Below are 20,487 nucleotides of genomic sequence, written 5' to 3'. Positions count from 1 at the left end.
GCCCGGCCGGCTCTTCCCGCCACCACGTCCGGCGTCCCGGGGGTCAGCCCTTCTTGGCGGCGACCAGGGCGGCGACCACTTCCTTCGCCGCCTTGATCGCCCCCTTGTTGATCTCGTCGGTGCCCGGCGCCTTCTTCGTCTCGAAGTCGCTGCCGTTGTAGTTGACGACGACCAGCGCGTTGGACACCCGGGCGATGACGACGCCCTCGCGGGTCTGCTGCTTGTCCTGCGTGGTGAGGTTCACCACCGAGTAGGCCGCCTCGCCCAGTCCGGGAACCGCTCCGCCGCCGCTCTTCTCGGCGATGCGCTCCTTGTAGGAGCTCTGCGCGGCGTCGTCGGACTCCTTGAGCTCGAAGGAGACGTCGAGCCACCGGTAGTCGTACCCCTTGAGCGCGTTCCAGGAGCAGGTGCGGCGCAGGGAGGTGTCCGTCGAGGGGATCTCCTTGCCCGCCGTCTTGGTGCCGGGGACGAGGGCGGCGACCGTCTTCGCGGTCATGCTCGTGCAGGGGGCGGGCGCGGCGGAGTACGTCTTGGACACGGCGGTGGTGGAGGGGTCCGACGTCTTCTCCTCGGACCGCGTCTGTCTGGTGTCCTTGGCCGCGGTGCCGTCCTGCGTCTCGGTGAGCGGACCGGAGGACATCGCCCAGCCCGCACAGGCGAGCACGACCACGGGGGTCAGACGCGCGGTGAGGGCGAGCGGCAGTGGGAGTGAGCGCACGGCGCACTTTCGTGGGGGACGGTGCGGACGGAGTCCGCGGTGCGGACAGTGGACGCCAGTGTCACACGAGTCCCTGTGGGGAGGAAGCGAAAACTCGCTGTGTGCACGGGCGGTGACGAAGGGCCGTACCGGTTCCGTGGCAATGCGGGTCCATCGCCGTGTATCCGGAGAATCCGGACTTCGGGCGTCCCCGTACGATCGGCGGACCGGCTGTCGCGACGCAGTGAGGAGCACCTCCCATGTTCACCACCCGCCCGACCCTCCAGGGGACCTTCGGCATGGTGTCCTCCACGCACTGGCTGGCCTCGCAGTCGGCGATGGCCGTGCTGGAGAGCGGCGGCAACGCCTACGACGCGGCCGTGGCCGGCGCCTTCGTCCTGCACGTCGTGGAACCGCATCTCAACGGGCCCGCGGGCGAGGTCCCCATCCTGCTCGCCCCGGCCGGCGGCGAGGTGACGGTGCTGTGCGGACAGGGAGTCGCCCCCGCGGGCGCCACGGTCGCCCACTACCGGGGACTCGGCCTGGACCTCGTCCCCGGCACCGGACCGCTGGCCGCGGCCGTGCCCGGCGCCTTCGACGCCTGGATGCTCCTCCTGCGCGACCACGGCACCAAGTCCCTGGAGGACGTGCTCGGTTACGCCATCGGGTACGCCGAACACGGGCACGCGCCCGTGGAGAACGTCGGAGCGACCGTCCGGGCGGTGCGGGAGCTGTTCGAGCGGGAGTGGACCTCGTCGGCGGAGGTGTACCTGCCGGACGGGGAGCCGCCGCGCCCCGGTGTCCTGCTGCGCAACCCCGCCCTCGCCGCCACCTGGAAGCGGCTGCTGGCCGAGACCGCCGGCGCGGGCGACCGGGAGGCGCGGATCGAGGCGGCGCGGGAGGTGTGGCGCAGCGGGTTCGTCGCCGAGGCGCTCGTCCGGCAGGCCGCCCGGCCCACCCTGGACACCAGCGGGGAGCGTCACACCGGCACCCTGACGGCCGCCGACCTCGCCTCCTGGTCCGCCTCCTACGAGGCCCCGGCGGCCTACGACTGGAACGGCTGGACCGTGTGCAAGGCGGGCCCCTGGAGCCAGGGCCCCGTCCTCCTCCAGCAACTCGCCCTGCTCCCGCCCGAACTGCCCGCCCACGGCTCCGCCGACTACGTCCATCTCCTGGTCGAGGGCTGCAAGCTCGCCATGGCCGACCGCGAGGCCTGGTACGGCGACGCGGCCCCCGTGCCGCTCGCCGCACTGCTCGACGACGGCTACAACGCGCAGCGGCGGCGGCTGATCGGCGACAAGGCGTCGTACGAACTGCGGCCCGGCGGTCCCGGCGGGCGTACCCCGCGGCTGAGCGCGCACGCGTACGTGGTCGCCACCGACGACCCCGCCTTCGACCCCATGGGCGCCGGCGAGCCGACGGTCGCCAAGGGTCCGGCGTCGCCCGTGCCCGGCGAACCCGAGGTCGGACCGGGGGGAGCCACCCGCGGCGACACCTGCCACCTCGACGTCGTCGACCGCTGGGGCAACATGGTCGCGGCCACCCCCAGCGGCGGCTGGCTCCAGTCCAACCCGGTCGTGCCGGAACTGGGCTTCCCGCTCGGCACCCGGCTCCAGATGACCTGGCTGGAGGAGGGCCTGCCGAACTCGCTCACGCCCGGCCGCCGTCCCCGCACCACCCTCACCCCCTCGATCGCGCTGCGCGACGGGGTGCCGGTGCTGGCGTTCGGCACGCCCGGCGGCGACCAGCAGGACCAGTGGCAGCTGCACTTCTTCCTGGCCGTCGCCCTGCGCGCGGGGGTGCGCGGCGGACTCGACCTCCAGGGCGCCATAGACGCCCCGAACTGGCACAACGACGGCTTCCCGGGCTCCTTCTACCCGCGCGGCATGCGGCCGGGCAGCGTCACCGTGGAGTCCCGGATGCCGGCGGAGGTGGTGGAGGGGCTGCGGCGGCGCGGACACGACGTCACCGTCGGCGACCCCTGGTCCGAGGGCCGGCTGTGCGCCGTCGCCCGTGACCCGCGCACCGGCGTCCTGTCGGCGGCCGCCAACCCGCGCGGGATGCAGGGGTACGCGGTGGGCCGCTGACCCGGGCGCGGACACGGGCCGCTCCGGCGGCTACACGACCCGTTCCGACGGCGGGGACACGACCCGTTCCGGCGGCGGGGACACGACCCGTTCCGGCGGCGGGGACACGACCCGTTCCGGTTCTTCATCCCGTTTCCACCCGGGATACACCGGGCGGGTGGGGATTGTCAGTGGGGCGTGCTCTCATGGAGGCATGATCGAAGACACGGAAACCATCGACGAGTTTCTCGCGCGCCACTCGGCCGACGTGGAGGAAGCGGTCCGCAAGGCCGCCGCGGCCGAGATCATGCCCCGCTTCCGGCAGCTCGCCGCGCACGAGGTCGACCAGAAGAGCGGACCGCACGACCTGGTGACGGACGCCGACCGCAACGCCGAGCTGTATCTCACGCAGGTGCTGCCCGAGCTGCTGCCCGGCTCGGTCGTCGTCGGCGAGGAGGCGGTGCACGCCGACCCCCGCACGTACGAGGCGATACAGGGCGACGCGCCCGTCTGGATCGTCGACCCGGTCGACGGGACCCGGCAGTTCGTGCGCGGGGAGGAGGGCTTCTGCACCCTGATCGCCCTCGTCCGCCACGGCGTCCTGCTCGCCTCCTGGACGTACGCTCCGGCCCGCGACCAGCTGGCCACGGCCGTCCGCGGCGGCGGTGCCTTCCTGGACGGCGAGCGGCTGTTCGCCGGGCCGCCCGAGCCGGGCCGGCCCCTGAGGGTCGCCACCTCCCACCCCGACTACACGACGGACGACCAGAAGCGCGCCCTGCTGGCGCTGTGGACGGACGGCGTCGCGCCGCGCCCGTGCGGCTCGGCCGGGCTCGAGTACCTCGCCCTGGCGCGGGGCGAGCTGGACGCCACGGCGTTCTCCTGGGAGGCGGCCTGGGACCACGCGGCCGGGCTGCTGCTCGTCGAGGAGGCGGGCGGCGCCCACCTCACGCTCACCGGCGAGCCTTTCCGCGTCACGGGAGGCAACACCCTGCCGTTCACGGCGGCCCGGGACGCGGCCACGGCCCGCAGGGTGGCCGCACTGCTCGCCGGTACGGCGTCCCCGGTGCGGTGAGCCGAGCCGTAGGGGTTCCGGTTGTGACCCCGGCACCCCCGCCGGCCTCGGGGCGGACCCGTTCGCGGACGCCTCCGCGCGGCCCCCGGCCGGGACGTCCGCAGACGTTTCCGGGCCCCCGCGCCGCCGGCGTTGCCGCCGGTCCGGCATATCCTGCTCGCGGGGGCCACCGGTCGACGGAGGTCACCGGCTGACGAAGGGGTCGAAGTGCCGTCGATGCTCGATGCGGTCGTGGTGGGAGCGGGGCCCAACGGGCTGACCGCGGCGGTGGAGCTGGCCAGACGCGGCTTCTCCGTGGCGCTGTTCGAGGCGCGGGGCACCGTGGGCGGGGGAGCCCGCACCGAGGAACTGACCCTGCCCGGCTTCCGGCACGACCCGTGCTCCGCCGCGCACCCCCTCGGGATCAACTCACCCGCGTTCCGCGCGATGCCCCTGGAGCGCTACGGCCTGGAGTGGCTGCACGCCGAGCTGCCCATGGCGCACCCCTTCCCCGACGGCAGCGCCGCGGTGCTGTCGCGGTCGGTCGCCGAGACGGCCGCCTCCTTCGGGCCGCGCGACGCCGGCGCGTACCGCCGTCTGGTCGAGCCCTTCCTGCCCCGCTGGGACACCCTCGTCCGCGACTTCATGTCGCTGCCGCTGACCGCGCTGCCGCGCGACCCGGTCACGCTGGCCCGGTTCGGGCTCGCCGGACTGCCGCCGTCCACCTGGCTCACCCGCCGCTTCCGCGACGAGCGCGCGAAGACCCTGTTCGCGGGCCTCGTCGGGCATGTCATGGCCCCGCTGAGCGGCCTGGCCACCGGCGCCGTCGGGCTGGTCTTCGCCCTGGCCGCGCACGCCCGCGGCTGGCCGGTGGCGCGCGGCGGCTCCCAGTCCCTCTCGGACGCCCTCGCCGCCTACCTGGTGGACCTCGGCGGCGCCGTCCACACCGACTACGAGGTCAAGCGCCTCGACGACCTGCCCCCGGCCCGCGCCTACGTCTTCGACACCTCGCCCACCGCGCTCGGCCGCATCGCGGGCTTCGGCAACTACTACGAGGGCTACCGGTACGGCCCGGGTGTCTTCAAGATCGACTACGCGCTCGACGGCCCGGTGCCCTGGACCGCGAAGGAGGCCCGGGCGGCCGGCACCGTGCAGATCGGCGCGGACAGCGCGGAGATCGGCGCGGCCCTCAGAGCGGTCTCCCGGGAGAACCGGGCGCCCGACCGGCCCTTCATGATCACCGTGCAGCCCGGTGTGGTGGACCCCACCCGGGCCCCGGCCGGCCGGCAGGTCTTCTGGGCGTACGGCCATGTGCCCAACGGCTGGACCGGCGACCTCACCGAGGCCATGGAACGCCAACTGGAGCGTTTCGCCCCGGGGTTCCGCGACCGGGTCCTCGCCCGGGTGACCGCGGGCCCCGCCGAACTCGCCGCCCACAACGCCAACTACGTGGGCGGGGACATCGCCACGGGCGCGGTCTCCGGGCTCCAGACCCTGCTGCGGCCCAAGCTGACGGCGTTCCCGTACGCCACACCGCACCCGGCGGTCTTCCTGTGTTCCTCGGCCACCCCGCCCGGCCCCGGCGTGCACGGCATGTCCGGCCACAACGCGGCGAAGGCCGTGTGGCGCAGCCTGCGGCGGCAAAGGTGAGCGGCGGACCCGTTCCGTCGGTATACACACCGGCATGACCACGATCACCCTCGTCCTGGGCGACATCACCGAACAGTCCGTGGACGCCATCGTCAACGCCGCCAACTCCTCGCTGCTCGGGGGCGGTGGCGTCGACGGTGCCATTCATCGCAGAGGCGGCCCGGAGATCCTCGCCGACTGCCGCCGGCTTCGCGCCTCGCACTACGGCAAGGGCCTGCCCACCGGCCGGGCCGTCGCCACGACCGCGGGCGCGCTGGACGCGCGCTGGGTGATCCACACCGTCGGCCCCGTGTACAGCGCCACGGAGGACCGGTCGGAGCTGCTTGCCTCGTGCTACCGGGAGTCGCTGCGGGTCGCGGACGACAAGGGCGCCCGCACGGTCGCCTTCCCGGCGGTCTCGGCCGGCATCTACGGCTGGCCGATGGACGACGCCGCCCGGATCGCCGTGGAGACGGTCCGGGCGGCGCGCACGGACGTCGAGGAGGTCAGGTTCGTCCTCTTCGACGAGCGGGCCCACCGGGCGTTCGCCCGGCAGGCCGGCTGACCGCGCCGGATCAGCCCTCGATGCGGTGGGTGGTCCAGAACGACGTCAGGTCCGTGGTCGTGGCCGCCTGGGCGGCCGCCTTGAACTCGGCCGTGGTGGAGACGCCGTACCAGTGCGACGTGGCGTAGTCCTTCAGCAGCTTGGCCATCACCGTGTCGCCGAGCAGCCGCCGCAGGTCGTGCAGCGCGCACTTGCCGTAGCCGTAGACGACGGTCGAGTACCGGGAGGAGTGGGCGTCCCAGTAGGCCATCGAGTTGGTGATCTTCTCCGCGGACGAGGCCCACGAGACGCTGCTCCAGCAGCCGGTACCGGTCTTGCCCTGCGCCAGGTCGGTCGCGTAGTCCGTGAACGACTCGTCCAGCCAGGGGCTGTTGTACTCGTCGTCGCCGACGATCCCGTACCACCACTGGTGGCCGATCTCATGGGTCAGCGCCGTGGTGCTGACCAGGTCGAGGACGAAGCCCGGGTACTCCATGCCGCCGAACCAGAAGCTGTTGTCGATGACCGCGTCCAGTTCGCCGTACGGATAGGCGCCGAAGCGGGCCGCGTGCGCGTCCACGGCGGTCCTGGCGGTGGTGAGCATCGACTGGGCGTTGGCCGAGCTGATGCCGGAGACGGAGTAGACGTTGATCGGGGTCCCGGCGGTCGAGGTGCCGGAGATCTTGGCGAACGGCCCGGCCGCCCACGCGAAGTCGCGCACCTTGGCGGCGGTCGCCGTGGTGACCGTGCGACCGCTGGAACCCGCGGTGTCGACCGAGGTGCCGGTGGCCGGCACCAGCAGCGTCGTCGGGTGGTCGAGCGTCACCTTGAAGTCGGCGGCCAGGGAGTAGAAGGACTCACCGTTGTTCGTGTACGGGTCCAGGTGCCAGCCCGCCCCGTCCCGAACCGCCAGCACGGGCAGCGCGTTGCCGATGAAGCTGAACGCCCCGTCGTGGCCGAACCGGTCGGCGCCGCTGGGCACGGTGATGCCCAGGTCGAAGCCGATCGTGGCGCTCTGCCCCTGGGTCAGGGGGGAGGCGAGGGTGATCTGGAGGGCCGTGCAGCCCACCGAGAGGGCGCCCGCGGTCCCGCCGGTGACGGCGGAGACCGTGATCGGCATCGCGGCGCAGGTGCCGTGGTAGTTGTCCCACAGCCGCAGGTACACCTCGGTGAGCGCGGTCGCCGAGGCGTTGGTGAAGGTCGCGCTCTCGTGGCCCGTCCAGACCGTGCCGTCCGTGTTGGAGGTGAGGCCGACGGTGTACGAGGGGGCGGCCGGGGTGCGGACGGAGTCGGCGGGCGGCGCGGTGTCGCCGGAGGTGTCGAGCGCGATGTCGTCGAGGACGAAGCTCGACTGGAGACTGGAGTCCTCGGTGCCGGTGAAGGCGAGGCCGACGGTCTGGCCCGCGAAGGCGGACACGTCGATCGACTTGCGGACGTAGCCCGTGTTCTTGTCGAGGTTGGAGTACGTGGCCAGCGTCGTGGTGCCGATCTTGGCGGTGAGCTTGTCGTACGCGGTGGACGAGGTCGTCTCGGCCGTGTCGATGTGCAGCCAGAAGGTGAGGGTGGCGGTGGCGCACCCGGAGGGGATCGTCAGGCTCTGGGAGAGCGTGTCGGTGTGGGTGCCGCCCACCCCGTCCAGCCAGGCGAAGGTGGTGCCGCCGTGGGCGCTCTGCCCGCTGCGGCTGGTGATCACGCTCGTCGAGGACTGGGTCCAGGGCGAGGTGCCGCTCTCGAAGCCGCCGTTGGTGACCACCTGGGCCGGGGTGCAGGCTTCGGCGGCCGTGACCGGGGCGGTCCGGCCGGGTGCGGCTGTCGCGGGCGTGGCGGGGAGCGCGACGGCGGCCAGCGCGGCGAGCGAGAGGGCGCTCGCGGCGAAGGCCTTGCGGGGAGTGGGTCTCACACGTGGCTCCTTTGCGGCGGCCGGGTTTCCGGCCTGCTCGGTTGCTGTCCCCGGCGGCGTGGGTGTGCCGTGGGGGCGGTGCGCGACGGCTGCCGGAAGCCTGACAGATTTGACGCGGCCATGCCATCCAGGGCAGGCAAAGCCCCGCCCGGAACCGGACGCGACACCCCCGCTCACACCCGCCCCCGGCCCGCTGTGCGCCGGGCTTAACTCCCGGCGGCCGGTCCGGGAGACACCTGTGTAATGCACGGTTCGTACCGTCACAGAGGCTTGCAGAGGCTCTCACCAGGCCGATCGTCAGACGGAAAGGGGCGCCCGTGGCCGCGTTGGACCCGCGGACCGACAGCGCGACCACGACCAGGGTGCGCACGGTCTGCTCGTACTGCGGTGTGGGCTGCGGCATGGTCCTGGACATCGGCGCCGGTCCCGACGGACGCCGTACGGTGCTGAAGGCCTCGGGCGACAAGCAGCACCCGGCGAACTTCGGCCGGCTGTGCACCAAGGGCGCGACGACCGCCGATCTGCTCGCCGCCCCCGGCCGGCTGACCGGCGCCCTCGTCCGCCGGGACCGGGGCGAGGAACCGGAGCCCGCCCCCGTGGACGCGGCGATCGCCGAGACCGCCCGGCGGCTGCGCGCGGTCGTGGACGAACACGGCCCCGACGCGGTCGCCCTCTATGTGTCCGGTCAGATGAGCCTCGAAGCCCAGTACCTCGCCAACAAGCTGGCCAAGGGCTATCTGCGCACCAACCAGATCGAGTCCAACTCCCGGCTGTGCATGGCGAGCGCCGGTACCGGCTACAAGCTCTCCCTGGGCGCCGACGGCCCGCCCGGCTCGTACGAGGACCTCGACCGGGCGGACGTCTTCCTCGTCATCGGCTCCAACATGGCCGACTGCCACCCGATCCTCTTCCTGCGGATGATGGACCGGGTGAAGGCGGGCGCCAAGCTGATCGTCGTCGACCCGCGCCGCACCGCCACCGCCGCCAAGGCGGACCTGTTCCTCCAGGTCAGGCCGGGCACCGACCTCGCGCTCCTGAACGGTCTGCTCCGCCTCCTGCACGACGGCGGCCACACCGACGCCGACTTCGTCGCCACGTACACCGAGGGCTGGGAGGCCATGCCGGAGTTCCTCGCCGACTACGACCCCGCGACCGTCGCCGCGATCACCGGCATACCGGAGAGCGACCTGCGCGAGGCCGCCCGGCTGATCGGCGAGGCGGGGGAGTGGACCAGTTGCTGGACCATGGGCCTCAACCAGTCCACGCACGGCACCTGGAACACCAACGCCCTGGTCAACCTGCACCTGGCGACCGGCGCGATCTGCCGTCCGGGCAGCGGCCCCTTCTCCCTCACCGGCCAGCCCAACGCCATGGGCGGCCGGGAGATGGGCTACATGGGCCCCGGGCTCCCCGGCCAGCGCTCCGTCCTCGTCGACGGCGACCGCGCCTTCGCCGAGGAGCTGTGGGGGCTCGCCCCCGGCACGATCAGGGCGGACGGCGTCGGCAAGGGCACCGTCGAGATGTTCCGGAAGATGGCCGACGGCGACATCAAGGCCTGCTGGATCATCTGCACCAACCCGGTCGCCTCCGTCGCCAACCGCAGGACCGTCATCGAGGGCCTGGAGGCCGCCGAGTTCGTCGTCGCCCAGGACGTCTTCGCCGACACCGAGACGAACGCCTACGCCGACGTCGTCCTGCCGGCCGCGCTGTGGACCGAGACCGAGGGCGTCCTCGTCAACAGCGAGCGCAACCTCACCCTCGCCCGGCCCGCCGTCGACCCGCCGGGCGAGGCGATGGCCGACTGGCGGATCATCGCGGCCGTCGCTCGCGCCATGGGCTACGAGAGCGGGTTCAGTTACGACAGCGCCGAGCAGATCTTCGAGGAGATCAAACGCGCCCACAACCCGCAGACCGGCTACGACCTGCGCGCGGTGACCTACGACCGGCTGCGGACCACCCCCGTGCAGTGGCCGGCGGGCACCCCCGGCGGCCCCGACCGCAATCCGATCCGGTACCTGGACGACGACGGCACGCTCACCTTCCCCACCGCCTCCGGACGTGCCGTCTTCCACCCGCGTCCGCACGTCCCGCCCGCCGAGATGCCGGACGACGACTACCCGTTCTTCCTGAACACCGGCCGTCTCCAGCACCAGTGGCACACCCTGACCAAGACCGCCAAGGTGGCCCGGCTCAACAAGCTGGACCCCGGTCCGTTCGTCGAGGTGCACCCCGAGGACGCGGCCGGGCTCGGGATCGCCGACGGCGACTCCGTCGAGGTCGCCTCGCGGCGCGGACGGGCCGTCCTGCCGGCCGTCGTCACCGACCGGGTGCTGCCCGGCTCGTGCTTCGCGCCGTTCCACTGGAACGACCTGTTCGGCGAGTACCTCAGCGTCAACGCGGTCACCAGCGACGCCGTCGACCCGCTGTCCTTCCAGCCCGAACTGAAGGTGTGCGCGGTGTCCCTGACGAAGGTGTCGACCCCGGTCACCGTGCAGCCGCCCGCCGCCTCGGCGCCGGCGCCGGGGAACGCGCCGGTCGCGACGGCGCCGCAGGACGCGCCCGGGACGGTCCTCGCGCCGACCGCGGTCCAGCCGTCCGCCGCCGCGGCCTTCGGCCTGCCGCCCGCCCCGCCGCCCGTGCTCACCGAGCGCGAACGGCAGTACCTGGTCGGGTTCCTCGCCGCGGTCCCGGCCGGCGCCCCGGGCGTACCGGTGCTCCCGGCCGACGCGCCCTTCAGTCCCGAGCACGCGCTGTGGGTCAACGGCACCCTCGCCGGTCTGTACTCCCGCACCGCCGCCGAACCCCCGAGCACCCCGGCGCGCCGGGTGGTGATCCTGTGGGCCTCCCAGACCGGCAACGCCGAGGACTTCGCCGCGGCCACCGCCGAACGGCTCGCCCGGGGCGGGCACCCGGCCTCCCTGATCGCCATGGACGAGGCGGACCCCGCCGCACTGCCCTCCGACGCCGACCTGCTGCTGATCACCAGCACCTTCGGCGACGGCGACGCCCCCGACAACGGCGCCGGATTCTGGGAAGGGCTCGCGGAGCTGGACACCGGCCGCCTGGAGGGCCACCGGTACGCCGTCCTCGCCTTCGGGGACTCCTCCTACGCCGACTTCTGCGGGCACGGCCGGCGCCTGGACCACCGGATGGACGAGCTCGGCGCGGTCCGGCTGGCCCCGCGCACCGACTGCGAGCCGGACTACGAGACACAGGCGCAGGCCTGGCTGGACCTGGTGACCACCGCCCTGACGGAGGCTGCACGGACCACCGACGCGCGGCCCGCGCCCCCGGCCGGCGTCACGGTCCCCGGCGGCGTCACGGCTCCCGGTGGTGTCGCCGCCACCGGACAGGCGCGGTTCACCGCCGAGGAGGCCGCTCCCGCCGTCGCCCCCGCTCCCGCTCCCGCCCCCGCCGCGCCGGCCTCCGGCGGCCGGGCGCCCGGCACCGAGGACGCGTCCCGGGCCCGAACGCGGCGCCCCGCCCCCGTCACCGCCCGTCTGACCGGCAACCGGCTGCTGAGCCTGCCGGGTTCGGGCAAGGAGGTCCGCCGCTTCACCTTCGACACCCGCGACAGCGCGGCCCCGCTCGTCTACGAGGCCGGTGACGCCCTGGCCGTGCGGCCCGTCAACTCGCCGGAACTGGTGGCCGAGTGGCTGGCGGCGACCGGCCTGGACGCACACGCGCGGGTACGGGTGAACGGGGTCGGCGAGGTCGCCCTCGAGGAGGCCTTCCTGCGCCACCTCGACATCACCCGGATCACCCCCGCCCTGCTGCGCTTCACCGCCGACCGCACCCGCGACCCGCGTGAACTGCGCAAACTGCTGCGCCCCGACAACAAGGACGAGCTCGCCAAGTGGTCCTGGGGCCGTCAGGCGGTCGACGTGGCCGCCGAGTTCGGGGTGCGCGCCGACCCGCAGGAGTGGGCCGAGCTGCTGGGACGTCTGCAACCGCGCCTGTACTCCATCTCGTCCAGCCCGCTGACCGACCCCCACCTGGTCTCGCTCACCGTCTCCGTGGTGCGCTACGAGAACCTGGCCGGCCGCCCCCGGCAGGGCGTCTGCTCGCCCTTTCTCGCCGACGCGGCGCCCGGCACCGAGGTCGCGGTCCAGGTGCAGCGGGCCCCGCACTTCCGGCCCCCGGCCGACCCGGCGACGCCCATGGTGATGGTCGGCCCCGGCACCGGGGTGGCGCCCTTCGTCGGCTTCCTCCAGGAGCGCCGGGCGCGCGGGCACCGGGCGCCCAACTGGCTGTTCTTCGGCGAGCAGCACCGGGCGACGGACTTCTACTACGAGCAGGAGCTGGCCGCCCTTCAGGAGGACGGCACCCTCGCCCGGCTGGACACCGCCTTCTCCCGCGACCAGCGCGCCAAGGTCTACGTCCAGGACCGGATCCGCGAGCACGGCTCGCAGCTGTGGTCCTGGCTGCGCGAGGGCGCCCACTTCTACGTCTGCGGGGACGCCTCCCGGATGGCCAAGGACGTCGACCTGGCCCTGCGCCAGGTGGCCGTCCTGCACGGCGGTCTGAGCGAGACCGAGGCGGCCGCCCACGTGAAGCAGCTCGCCTCCGACAAGCGGTACGTGCGGGACGTGTACTGACGGGAATCACCAAAAGGGCCCGTGGGGAGGACGGGTGCCAAGTGGCGTTGCGCCGAAGAGAGTTGATATTCGGACATCGCGGCGCGTCTATGTTCGTTTTCCCAACAGGAGTGGACAAGATCTGACGCACCCTCCGTCCGTGCGAAGCCGCACGGTTGGTCCCGAGGAAGGTCGTGGTCATGTCGCACCCGCACGTGTCGTCCATGGACCGGCCGGACCGCCCCCAGCGGGCGGAACCGGACCACCCCCTGCGGACGGCCGTCAGCCGCCGCCGTCTGCTCGAAGGGTCGGCCGCCGTCCTCGGCGCGCTCGCCCTGTCGTCGCCGACCGCCGCCCACCGGGCCGCCGCGGCCGACGGCGCCCCCGAATGGAACGGCTCCATCGGCGTCTTCCGGCTCGGCACCGAGGCCCCGCACACCACCCTCATGCCGTACGCGGACCTCGCCCAGGCCCTCGCCGCCGACCGGACCCGCTCGCCCTACCGGCTGAGCCTGGACGGCACCTGGAAGTTCGCCCACGCCGACCGCCCCGACGACCGGGACCCCGACTTCCACCGGACCGACCTCGACGACAGCGACTGGGACACCATCCCCGTCCCCGCCGCCTGGCAGCTGCACGGCCACGACCGCCCCCTCTACGTCAACATCACCTACCCCTGGTGGGGCCCCAACGGGCTGGGGGAGGAGGCGCAGCCGCCCGCCGCCCCCACCCGCCACAACCCGGTGGGCCAGTACCGCCGCACCTTCACGGTCCCGCGCGGCTGGGCGGGACGGCGGACGTTCCTCCACTTCGAGGGGGTCAAGTCCGCCCACTACGTGTGGATCAACGGGGAGTTGGCCGGCTACCACGAGAGTTCCTACGACCCCGCCGAGTACGACATCACCCGGTACCTCAGGAAGGGCGCCAACCAGATCGCGGTGGAGGTCTACCGCTACTCGGACGGCGACTGGCTGGAGGACCAGGACATGATCCGGCTGAGCGGCATCTTCCGCTCGGTCTACCTGTACTCCACCCCGGCCGTGCACCTGCGCGACTTCCGGCTGGACACCCCGCTGGGCGACGACCACCGGACGGCCGCGCTGTCGGTCACCGCGAACGTGCGGGACTACGGCGGACAGGGCGCCGGCCGGTACTCCGTCGAGACCCAGCTGTACGACGCGGGCGGGCACCCGGTGTGGTCCCGGCCGTTGCAGCAGGGCGTCACGCTCGGCCCGGGGGAGGAGAAGTCCGTACAGGCCGCGAAGGACGTGCCCGCGCCACGGCTCTGGTCCGCCGAACAGCCCTACCTGTACACCGCCGTGCTGCGGCTGCGCGACCCCGCCGGACGGGTGACCGAGACCCTGTCCCACCGCGTCGGCCTGCGCGAGTTCGCGCTCCGCGACGGTCTGATGCGCATCAACGGCAAGCCGGTCTCCTTCCGGGGCACCAACCGCCACGAGATGCACCCGGTCCGCGGCTCGGCCCTCACCCGCGCCGACCTCGTCGAGGACATCGGGATCATCAAGCGGCTGAACATCAACTCGGTGCGCACCTCGCACTACCCCAACAACCCGCTCTGGCTCGAACTCGCCGACGAGTACGGCCTGTACCTCGTGGACGAGACCAACCTCGAGACGCACGGCATCCGCGGCGAGTACCCGGGCGACCACCCCGAGTGGACGGCGGCCTGTGTGGCACGCGCCCAGAACATGGTGCACCGCGACAAGAACCACGCCTGCGCCGTCATCTGGTCCCTGGGCAACGAGGCGGGCGGCGGCAGCACCTTCAACGCCATGCACGACTGGATCCGCTCCTACGACACCACCCGTGTCATCCAGTACGAGGGCGACGACAGCCCGGGGATCAGCGACATCCGCTCCGAGATGTACGACAGCCCGGCCCGCGTGGAGCAACGGGCGAAGGACACCGCCGACACCCGGCCGTACGTGATGATCGAGTACTCCCACGCGATGGGCAACTCCAGCGGCAACTTCAGGAAGTACTGGGACCTGATCCGGCGGCACGACGTGCTCCAGGGCGGCTGGATCTGGGACTTCGTGGACCAGGCGCTGGACTGGCCCACCCCCGTGCGCCGGCTGTTCACCGAGTCAGGGCCCGCCGCGATCGAGGGCGAACTCATCGCCTCGAGTGGCAGCTTCACCCGGGACGAGGGAGTCTCGGGCGGAACCGTCTTCGCCCGGGACGCGGCGCTGGACCTCACCGGCTCGCTCACCCTGGAGGCCTGGATCACCCCGCACGTGACCGGCTACCACCAGCCGCTCGTGGCCAAGGGCGACACCCAGTACGCCCTGAAGCAGACCAACCGGACCCTGGAGTTCTTCATCTACGGCAGCGGCCAGTGGATCAGCGCGAGCTGGGCGCTGCCGGACGGCTGGACCGGCACCGAGCACCACGTCGCGGGGGTCTTCGACGCGGCGGCCGGCACGCTGACCCTCTACGCCGACGGCGTCGTCCGGGCCACCCGGACCACCACGGTGCGCCCCGCGAACAACACCGCGCCGCTGTCCCTGGCCACCGACGTCGACAACCCGACCCGGGAGTTCAGCGGCACCGTCCGGCGGGCCCGGGTGTACGCCCGCGCGCTGAGCGCCGCGGAACTGGCCGCACCGGGACGCGGCCCGGGCGACGACGGCGTACGGTTCTGGTTCGACGCCGCCACCGTCGGCCACACCACGAAACGGCCGCGCGAGAGGACGTTCCGTGCCTACGGGGGCGACTGGGGCGACAACCCCAACGACGGGGCCTTCTCCGGCGACGGCATCGTCACCGCCGACCGCGGACTCACCGGCAAGTCGGCCGAGGTCAAGCGGATCTACCAGGCCGTCGGCGCGGCGCCCGCCGAAGGAAGCACGCTCGCACCCGGGGCGGCGCTCACCCTCACCAACGAGTACCTGTTCACCGACCTCCGCGCGTTCGACGGGCACTGGGAACTCGTCCGCGACGGGGAGGTGGTCCGGCGCGGAGAACTCAGCCGTGCCCAGCTCGACGTGGCCCCGCTGTCGAGCAAGGACATCACCGTGCCCTTCGAGCTGCCGGGACGGCCGGCACCGGGTGCGGAGTACTTCCTGCACCTGTCCTTCACCACCCGGGAGAGGACGAAGTGGGCGAAGGCCGGCTTCGAGGTGGCCAGGCACCAGCTCGCGGTGGACGCCGGCAGCCCGGCCGTCACCCCGGTGCCGCTGGACCGCGTCCCGGCGCTCGGGTACGAGGACGGCGACGCCTCGGTCACCGTCACCGGGAAGGGCTTCTCGGTCACCGTCGACAAGAGGACCGGCACCATCAGCTCCTACGAGGCCGGCGGCGCCCGGCTGATCTCCTCCGGCCCGGTCCCCAACTTCTGGCGCGCGCCCACCGACAACGACCGGGGCAACGGCCAGCACACCCGCAACCAGACCTGGCGCGACGCCGGCACCCGGCGCGAGGTGACCGGCGTCGGCGTGCGGGCGCTGCGCGACCGGGCCGTGGAGATCCGGGTCGCCGGCACCCTGCCCACGACGACACCGTCGGCGTACACCACCACCTACACCGTGTTCGGCAACGGTGAGATCAAGGTCGACAACACCCTGCACCCGGGCGCCGCCTCCCTGCCGTACCTCCCGGAGGTCGGCACGCTGCTGTTCCTGCCCGCCCGCCTGGAGCGCCTGCACTACTACGGCCGGGGTCCCGAGGAGAACCACTGGGACCGCAACGACGCCACCGACGTGGGCCGGTACTCCGGCACCGTCACCGGGCAGGGGACCTCCTACCTGCGCCCCCAGGAGAACGGCAACAGGACCGACGTGCGCTGGGTGGCGCTCACCGGCGCCGACGGCACGGGGCTGCTGGTCAGCGGCGAGCCGCTGATCGAGTTCAACGCCTCGCACTTCACGCCCGAGGACCTGTCCGTCGGAGCCCGTCACGACTACCAGCTCACGCCCCGCAAGGAGGTCGTCCTGCGTGTGAACCACCGGCAGATGGGCGTCGGCGGCGACAACAGCTGGGGTGCGCACACCCACGACGAGTACAAGCTGTTCGCCGACCGGGACTACGCCTACACCTACCGGCTGCGGCCGTTGACCGACGTCGGCCGGGCGACGGCCGCGTCACGCCGACCGACCTCCACCGAGGGGTGACGCCCACGGCCGGATGACACCCGGCGCCGGCCGCCCCCCCGGCGGCCGGCGACACGGGCACGGGACACGGGCACGACAGGGGTACGGGCCCGCCCCTCGACGACCGGCCCCGTACCCCGCCGCGGCCGGTCCTCAGCGCGCGCCCGGGGCGCCCTCCCCGGCCGTGGTCCGCGCAGCCGCTTCCTCGCGCAGCCACCGGCCGTCCTCGAACTCCGGTGGCACGTCGTCCTCCCAGGGGTCGATCCCGCGCGCTTCGAGCGCCTCGAACCACCGGTCCCGCCGTGACGGCGGCAGCGCGGCGCCGCACCACGGACAGAAGCGGATCTCCCGGGACGCGGACCCCCCGTCGTGGACGACCAGTCCGTACTCGAGGAACTTCGGCTCGAAGCGGATCAGGGTGTCGGGACAGGCGAAGGCGTCGGGGTGCGCCTCGCAGCGCAGGTCGGCCTCGCGGGCCATGTCGGCACAGCAGTGTTCGATCACTCACGCATTCTCCCCGCCGGCGCGCGAGAATCGACAGGGCCAGCACGCATCATCCGCAACGCACTCGACGGAAAAGGAAACGAACCCATGACCGAGCAGGACGAACGCTTCGACGTCGTGGTCCTCGGCGCCGGCCCGGGAGGCTACGTCGCCGCGGTCCGGGCCGCCCAGTTGGGCAAGCGCGTCGCCGTCGTGGAGGAGAAGTACTGGGGCGGCGTCTGTCTCAACGTGGGCTGCATCCCCACCAAGGCGCTCCTGCGCAACGCCGAACTCGCCCACATCTTCACCCACGAGGCGAAGACCTTCGGCATCAAGGTGGACGGACAGGTCTCCTTCGACTACGGGGAGGCGTACCGCCGCAGCCGCAAGGTCGCCGACGGCCGGGTCAAGGGCGTCCACTACCTGATGAAGAAGAACAAGATCACCGAGATCGACGGCCGCGGCACCTTCCTCGACGACCACACCCTCCAGGTGGCGGGCTACGACGGCGAGACCCGCACCATCGGCTTCGACCACTGCGTCATCGCCACCGGCGCCACCCCCAAGCTGCTCCCCGGCACCAAGCGCAGCGCCCGCGTGGTGACGTACGAGGAGCAGATCCTCGCCGACGACCTCCCGCAGTCGATCGTCATCGCGGGCGCCGGAGCCATCGGCATCGAGTTCGCCTACGTCCTGCACAACTACGGGGTGAAGGTCACGATCGTCGAGTTCCTGGACCGTGTCGCGCCCCTGGAGGACGCGGAGGTGTCCGCCGAACTCGCCAAGCAGTACCGCAAGCTGGGCATCGACGTGCTCACCTCCACCCGGGTGGACTCCATCGACGAGTCCGGACCGCGGGTCCGCGTCACCGTCACCGGCAAGGACGGCGCGCAGCAGGTCCTGGAGTCCGACAAGGTGCTCCAGGCGATCGGCTTCGCGCCGAACGTGACCGGCTACGGCCTGGAGAACACGGGAGTGAAGGTCACCGAGCGCGGCGCGATCGACGTGGACGGCCGCTGCCGTACCTCCGTCCCGCACATCTACGCCATCGGGGACGTCACCGCGAAGCTCATGCTCGCCCACGCCGCCGAGGCCATGGGCGTCATCGCCGCCGAGACCCTCGCCGACGCGGAGACCATGGAGCTGGACTACGCCATGATCCCGCGCGCCACCTACTGCCAGCCCCAGATCGCCAGCTTCGGCTACACCGAGGCCCAGGCACGGGAGAAGGGGTACGACGTCAAGGTCGCGAAGTTCCCGTTCACCGCGAACGGCAAGTCGCACGGCCTGGGCGACACCACCGGTTTCGTGAAGCTGATCAGCGACGCCCGGTACGGCGAGCTCATCGGCGGCCATCTGATCGGCCCCGACGTCACCGAACTCCTCCCCGAGCTGACCCTCGCCCAGCAGTGGGACCTCACCGTCCACGAGGTCGCCCGCAACGTGCACGCCCACCCGACGCTGGGCGAGGCCGTCAAGGAGGCCGTGCACGGCCTGGCCGGCCACATGATCAACATGTAGCTCCCGCACCCCGGCGGGTCCGTTCACCCGGACGGACCCGCCTCGCTCGCCGCCGCGCCCCGCCCGGGATCTGCTGGAGGTCCTCCGGACCGACCTGGGAACGGAACCGGACCGACGGCGAGGGAGCCCGCCATGACGGAGAGCGGTGTACCCGACGACGCGGACCTCGCGGCGCTCAGGGGCCGCATCGCGGCGCTGGAGGCCGAGCGGGCCGCCCGCCCCACCCACCACCGGGTCCGCTCCGTCGTCGCGGTCGTCCTCATCGTCCTCGGCTGTGTGCTGGCCCCGCTGGGCGTGGTCGCGGCCTGGACGTCCAGCATCGTGGGCGACACCGACCGCTACGTCGCCACCGTGCGCCCGCTGGCCGCCGACAAGGACATCCAGAACGCGGCCGCCAACCGCGTGACGAACGCCCTGATGGAGCGCCTCGACCTCACGGCGCTCCTCCAGGACGCGGCCCCCGCCCAGCGGCCCCTGCTGGAGAAGGCCCTCGGCAAGCTCGGCCCCTCGCTGGAGAACGCCGTCCGCAGCTTCGTGCACGACAAGGCGCAGGCGGTCGTCGCCTCGGACGCCTTCCAGACCATCTGGACCGACGCCAACCGCAGGATCCACAGCGCCGTCGACAAGGCCCTCACGGGCAGCGGCGGCGGCGCGGTGAAGATCGAGAACGACACGGTGACCCTGGACCTCGCCCCGGTCGTCGACCAGGTCAAACAACGCCTCGTCGACTCCGGGATGACGGTCGCGGGGAAGATCCCGGAGATCCACACCGACTTCACCGTCGTCGAGTCCCAGGACATCGGCAAGGTCAAGACGTACTTCCGGGTGCTGCAACTGGTCGGCTTCTGGCTGCCCGTCATCTCCGTCCTGCTGGTGGCGGCGGGTGTGCTGGTCTCGGCCCACCGGCGTCGGGTCCTGATCGTCGCCGCCCTCTGCTTCGCCTTCGCCACCCTCCTGCTGGGCGTGGCGCTGACCGTCTTCCGGGTCGTCTACCTGGACGCCCTTCCGGCCGGCGTGTCCCAGCCGGCCGCGGGGTCGCTGTACGACACGCTCACCCGGTTCCTGCGCACCTCCGTGCGGTCGGTGGTGGCCCTGTGCGTGGTGATCGCCCTCGCGGCCTGGCTGACCGGGCCCGGCCGCCACGCGGCGCTGGTGCGGCGGCTGTGGCACTCGGGCATCGGCGCCGTCCGCGCGACCGCCGACCACGCCGGGATGCGCACCGGCCCCGTCGGCCCGTTCATCGACCGCTACCGCACCTGGATCACCTGGATCCTGGCCGCGGGAGCCGTCCTGGCCTTCGTGCTGTGGCCGTACCCGACCGGCTGGGTCGTGGTCGGTCTCGCCCTCGCCCTGCTCTTCGCGCTCGCGATCGTCGACTTCCTCGCGACCCGCACCGGGCGGAAGGACAGCCCCGCATGACCGCGCACTCCCCGACCGGAGAACCGCACGGCGAGATAGGCACCGCCTGGTCGGTGCCGCCCGGCGGACCGCGCCGGCCCGTCACCGGCGGCAGCGGGCCGAACGGCGTCCTCTTCGCGGGCGTCCTGCTGCTGTGCAGCGGCGTGCTCGCCGTCCTCCAGGGCGTCGCGGCCCTCGCCGGGGACGACGTCTACGCCCGCGTCGGCAGGTACGTCTACGAACTCGACCTCACCGGTTGGGGCTGGATCCACCTCGTCCTCGGCGTCCTCGCGGCGGCGACCGGCGCGGCCCTCCTCAGGGGCGTGACGTGGGCGCGCTTCACGGGGATCTTCCTCGCCGCGCTCAGCCTGGTCGCCCAGTTCCTCTTCCTGCCCTACGAACCGCTCTGGTCGGTCGTCGTCATGGCGGTCGACGTGTTCGTGATCTGGTCGCTGGCGACCTGGCAGGAAAGACCGGGCCGCAGCGCCGCGGGAAGCTGACCCCGGGCC

At 72.8% G+C, this 20,487-nt stretch carries 12 protein-coding genes; 9 read left to right on the top strand and 3 right to left on the bottom strand.

Annotation, left to right across the window (positions count from 1 at the left end; genetic code table 11):
* Positions 1-43: 43 nt before the first annotated feature.
* Positions 44-718 (bottom strand): hypothetical protein, encoded by a 675-nt coding sequence (locus Saso_RS29935; protein ID WP_189925720.1) that lies wholly within the window; start codon positions 716-718, stop codon positions 44-46.
* A 239-nt stretch (positions 719-957) separates the two neighbouring features.
* Between Saso_RS29935 and Saso_RS29930 the strand changes: the two genes are divergently transcribed.
* The 4 genes from Saso_RS29930 (at position 958) to Saso_RS29915 (ending at position 6,008) form a co-directional block, all read left to right on the top strand.
* On the top strand, positions 958-2,784 hold the full coding sequence (locus Saso_RS29930) for a gamma-glutamyltransferase family protein (RefSeq protein WP_189925721.1): 1,827 nt from the start codon (positions 958-960) through the stop codon (positions 2,782-2,784).
* 193 nt (positions 2,785-2,977) lie between these two features.
* Positions 2,978-3,835, top strand: a complete 858-nt coding sequence (locus tag Saso_RS29925; RefSeq protein WP_189925723.1) for an inositol monophosphatase family protein — start codon at positions 2,978-2,980, stop codon at positions 3,833-3,835.
* Positions 3,836-4,051: 216 nt separating this feature from the next.
* On the top strand, positions 4,052-5,464 hold the full coding sequence (locus Saso_RS29920; RefSeq protein WP_189925725.1) for a phytoene desaturase family protein: 1,413 nt from the start codon (positions 4,052-4,054) through the stop codon (positions 5,462-5,464).
* 34 nt (positions 5,465-5,498) lie between these two features.
* Positions 5,499-6,008 carry an O-acetyl-ADP-ribose deacetylase gene (locus Saso_RS29915; protein WP_189925727.1) on the top strand — a complete coding sequence of 170 codons (510 nt, stop codon included), beginning with the start codon at positions 5,499-5,501 and terminating at the stop codon, positions 6,006-6,008.
* Between the two features lie 10 nt (positions 6,009-6,018).
* Here Saso_RS29915 and Saso_RS29910 read toward each other — a convergent pair whose 3' ends face one another.
* On the bottom strand, positions 6,019-7,887 hold the full coding sequence (locus tag Saso_RS29910) for a M1 family aminopeptidase (protein WP_189925729.1): 1,869 nt from the start codon (positions 7,885-7,887) through the stop codon (positions 6,019-6,021).
* A 401-nt stretch (positions 7,888-8,288) separates the two neighbouring features.
* On the opposite strand from Saso_RS29910, the gene Saso_RS29905 reads away from it, so the two are divergent.
* Together Saso_RS29905 and Saso_RS29900 are read left to right on the top strand one after the other, a co-directional pair.
* Positions 8,289-12,485 carry a molybdopterin-dependent oxidoreductase gene (locus Saso_RS29905; RefSeq protein WP_372442541.1) on the top strand — a complete coding sequence of 1,399 codons (4,197 nt, stop codon included), beginning with the start codon at positions 8,289-8,291 and terminating at the stop codon, positions 12,483-12,485.
* 179 nt (positions 12,486-12,664) lie between these two features.
* The gene (locus tag Saso_RS29900; protein ID WP_372442510.1) at positions 12,665-16,597 is read left to right on the top strand and encodes a glycoside hydrolase family 2 TIM barrel-domain containing protein; all 3,933 of its coding nucleotides are present in this window, start codon (positions 12,665-12,667) and stop codon (positions 16,595-16,597) included.
* Between the two features lie 132 nt (positions 16,598-16,729).
* Here the strand turns inward: Saso_RS29900 and Saso_RS29895 are convergent, their stop codons facing one another.
* Positions 16,730-17,080 carry a DUF6980 family protein gene (locus Saso_RS29895; RefSeq protein WP_189925733.1) on the bottom strand — a complete coding sequence of 117 codons (351 nt, stop codon included), beginning with the start codon at positions 17,078-17,080 and terminating at the stop codon, positions 16,730-16,732.
* An 87-nt stretch (positions 17,081-17,167) separates the two neighbouring features.
* On the opposite strand from Saso_RS29895, the gene lpdA reads away from it, so the two are divergent.
* The 3 genes from lpdA to Saso_RS29880 all read left to right on the top strand — a co-directional run bounded on the left by lpdA (position 17,168) and on the right by Saso_RS29880 (position 20,478).
* Positions 17,168-18,580, top strand: a complete 1,413-nt coding sequence (lpdA, locus tag Saso_RS29890) for a dihydrolipoyl dehydrogenase (protein WP_189925734.1) — start codon at positions 17,168-17,170, stop codon at positions 18,578-18,580.
* A gap of 132 nt (positions 18,581-18,712) precedes the next feature.
* Positions 18,713-19,999, top strand: coding sequence for a hypothetical protein (locus Saso_RS29885; protein ID WP_189925736.1), 1,287 nt, complete (start codon positions 18,713-18,715; stop codon positions 19,997-19,999).
* Entirely contained in the window at positions 19,996-20,478 is a 483-nt protein-coding gene (locus Saso_RS29880) for a DUF7144 family membrane protein (protein ID WP_189925738.1), read from the top strand. The genes Saso_RS29885 and Saso_RS29880 overlap by 4 nt, the downstream gene beginning before the upstream one ends.
* Positions 20,479-20,487: the final 9 nt, after the last annotated feature.

Origin of the sequence: Streptomyces asoensis, from assembly GCF_016860545.1 — a bacterium.
Taxonomy (GTDB): domain Bacteria; phylum Actinomycetota; class Actinomycetes; order Streptomycetales; family Streptomycetaceae; genus Streptomyces; species Streptomyces asoensis.
Note: the sequence above shows the minus strand (reverse complement) of the source record. Positions and strands in the feature narration are given on the sequence as shown.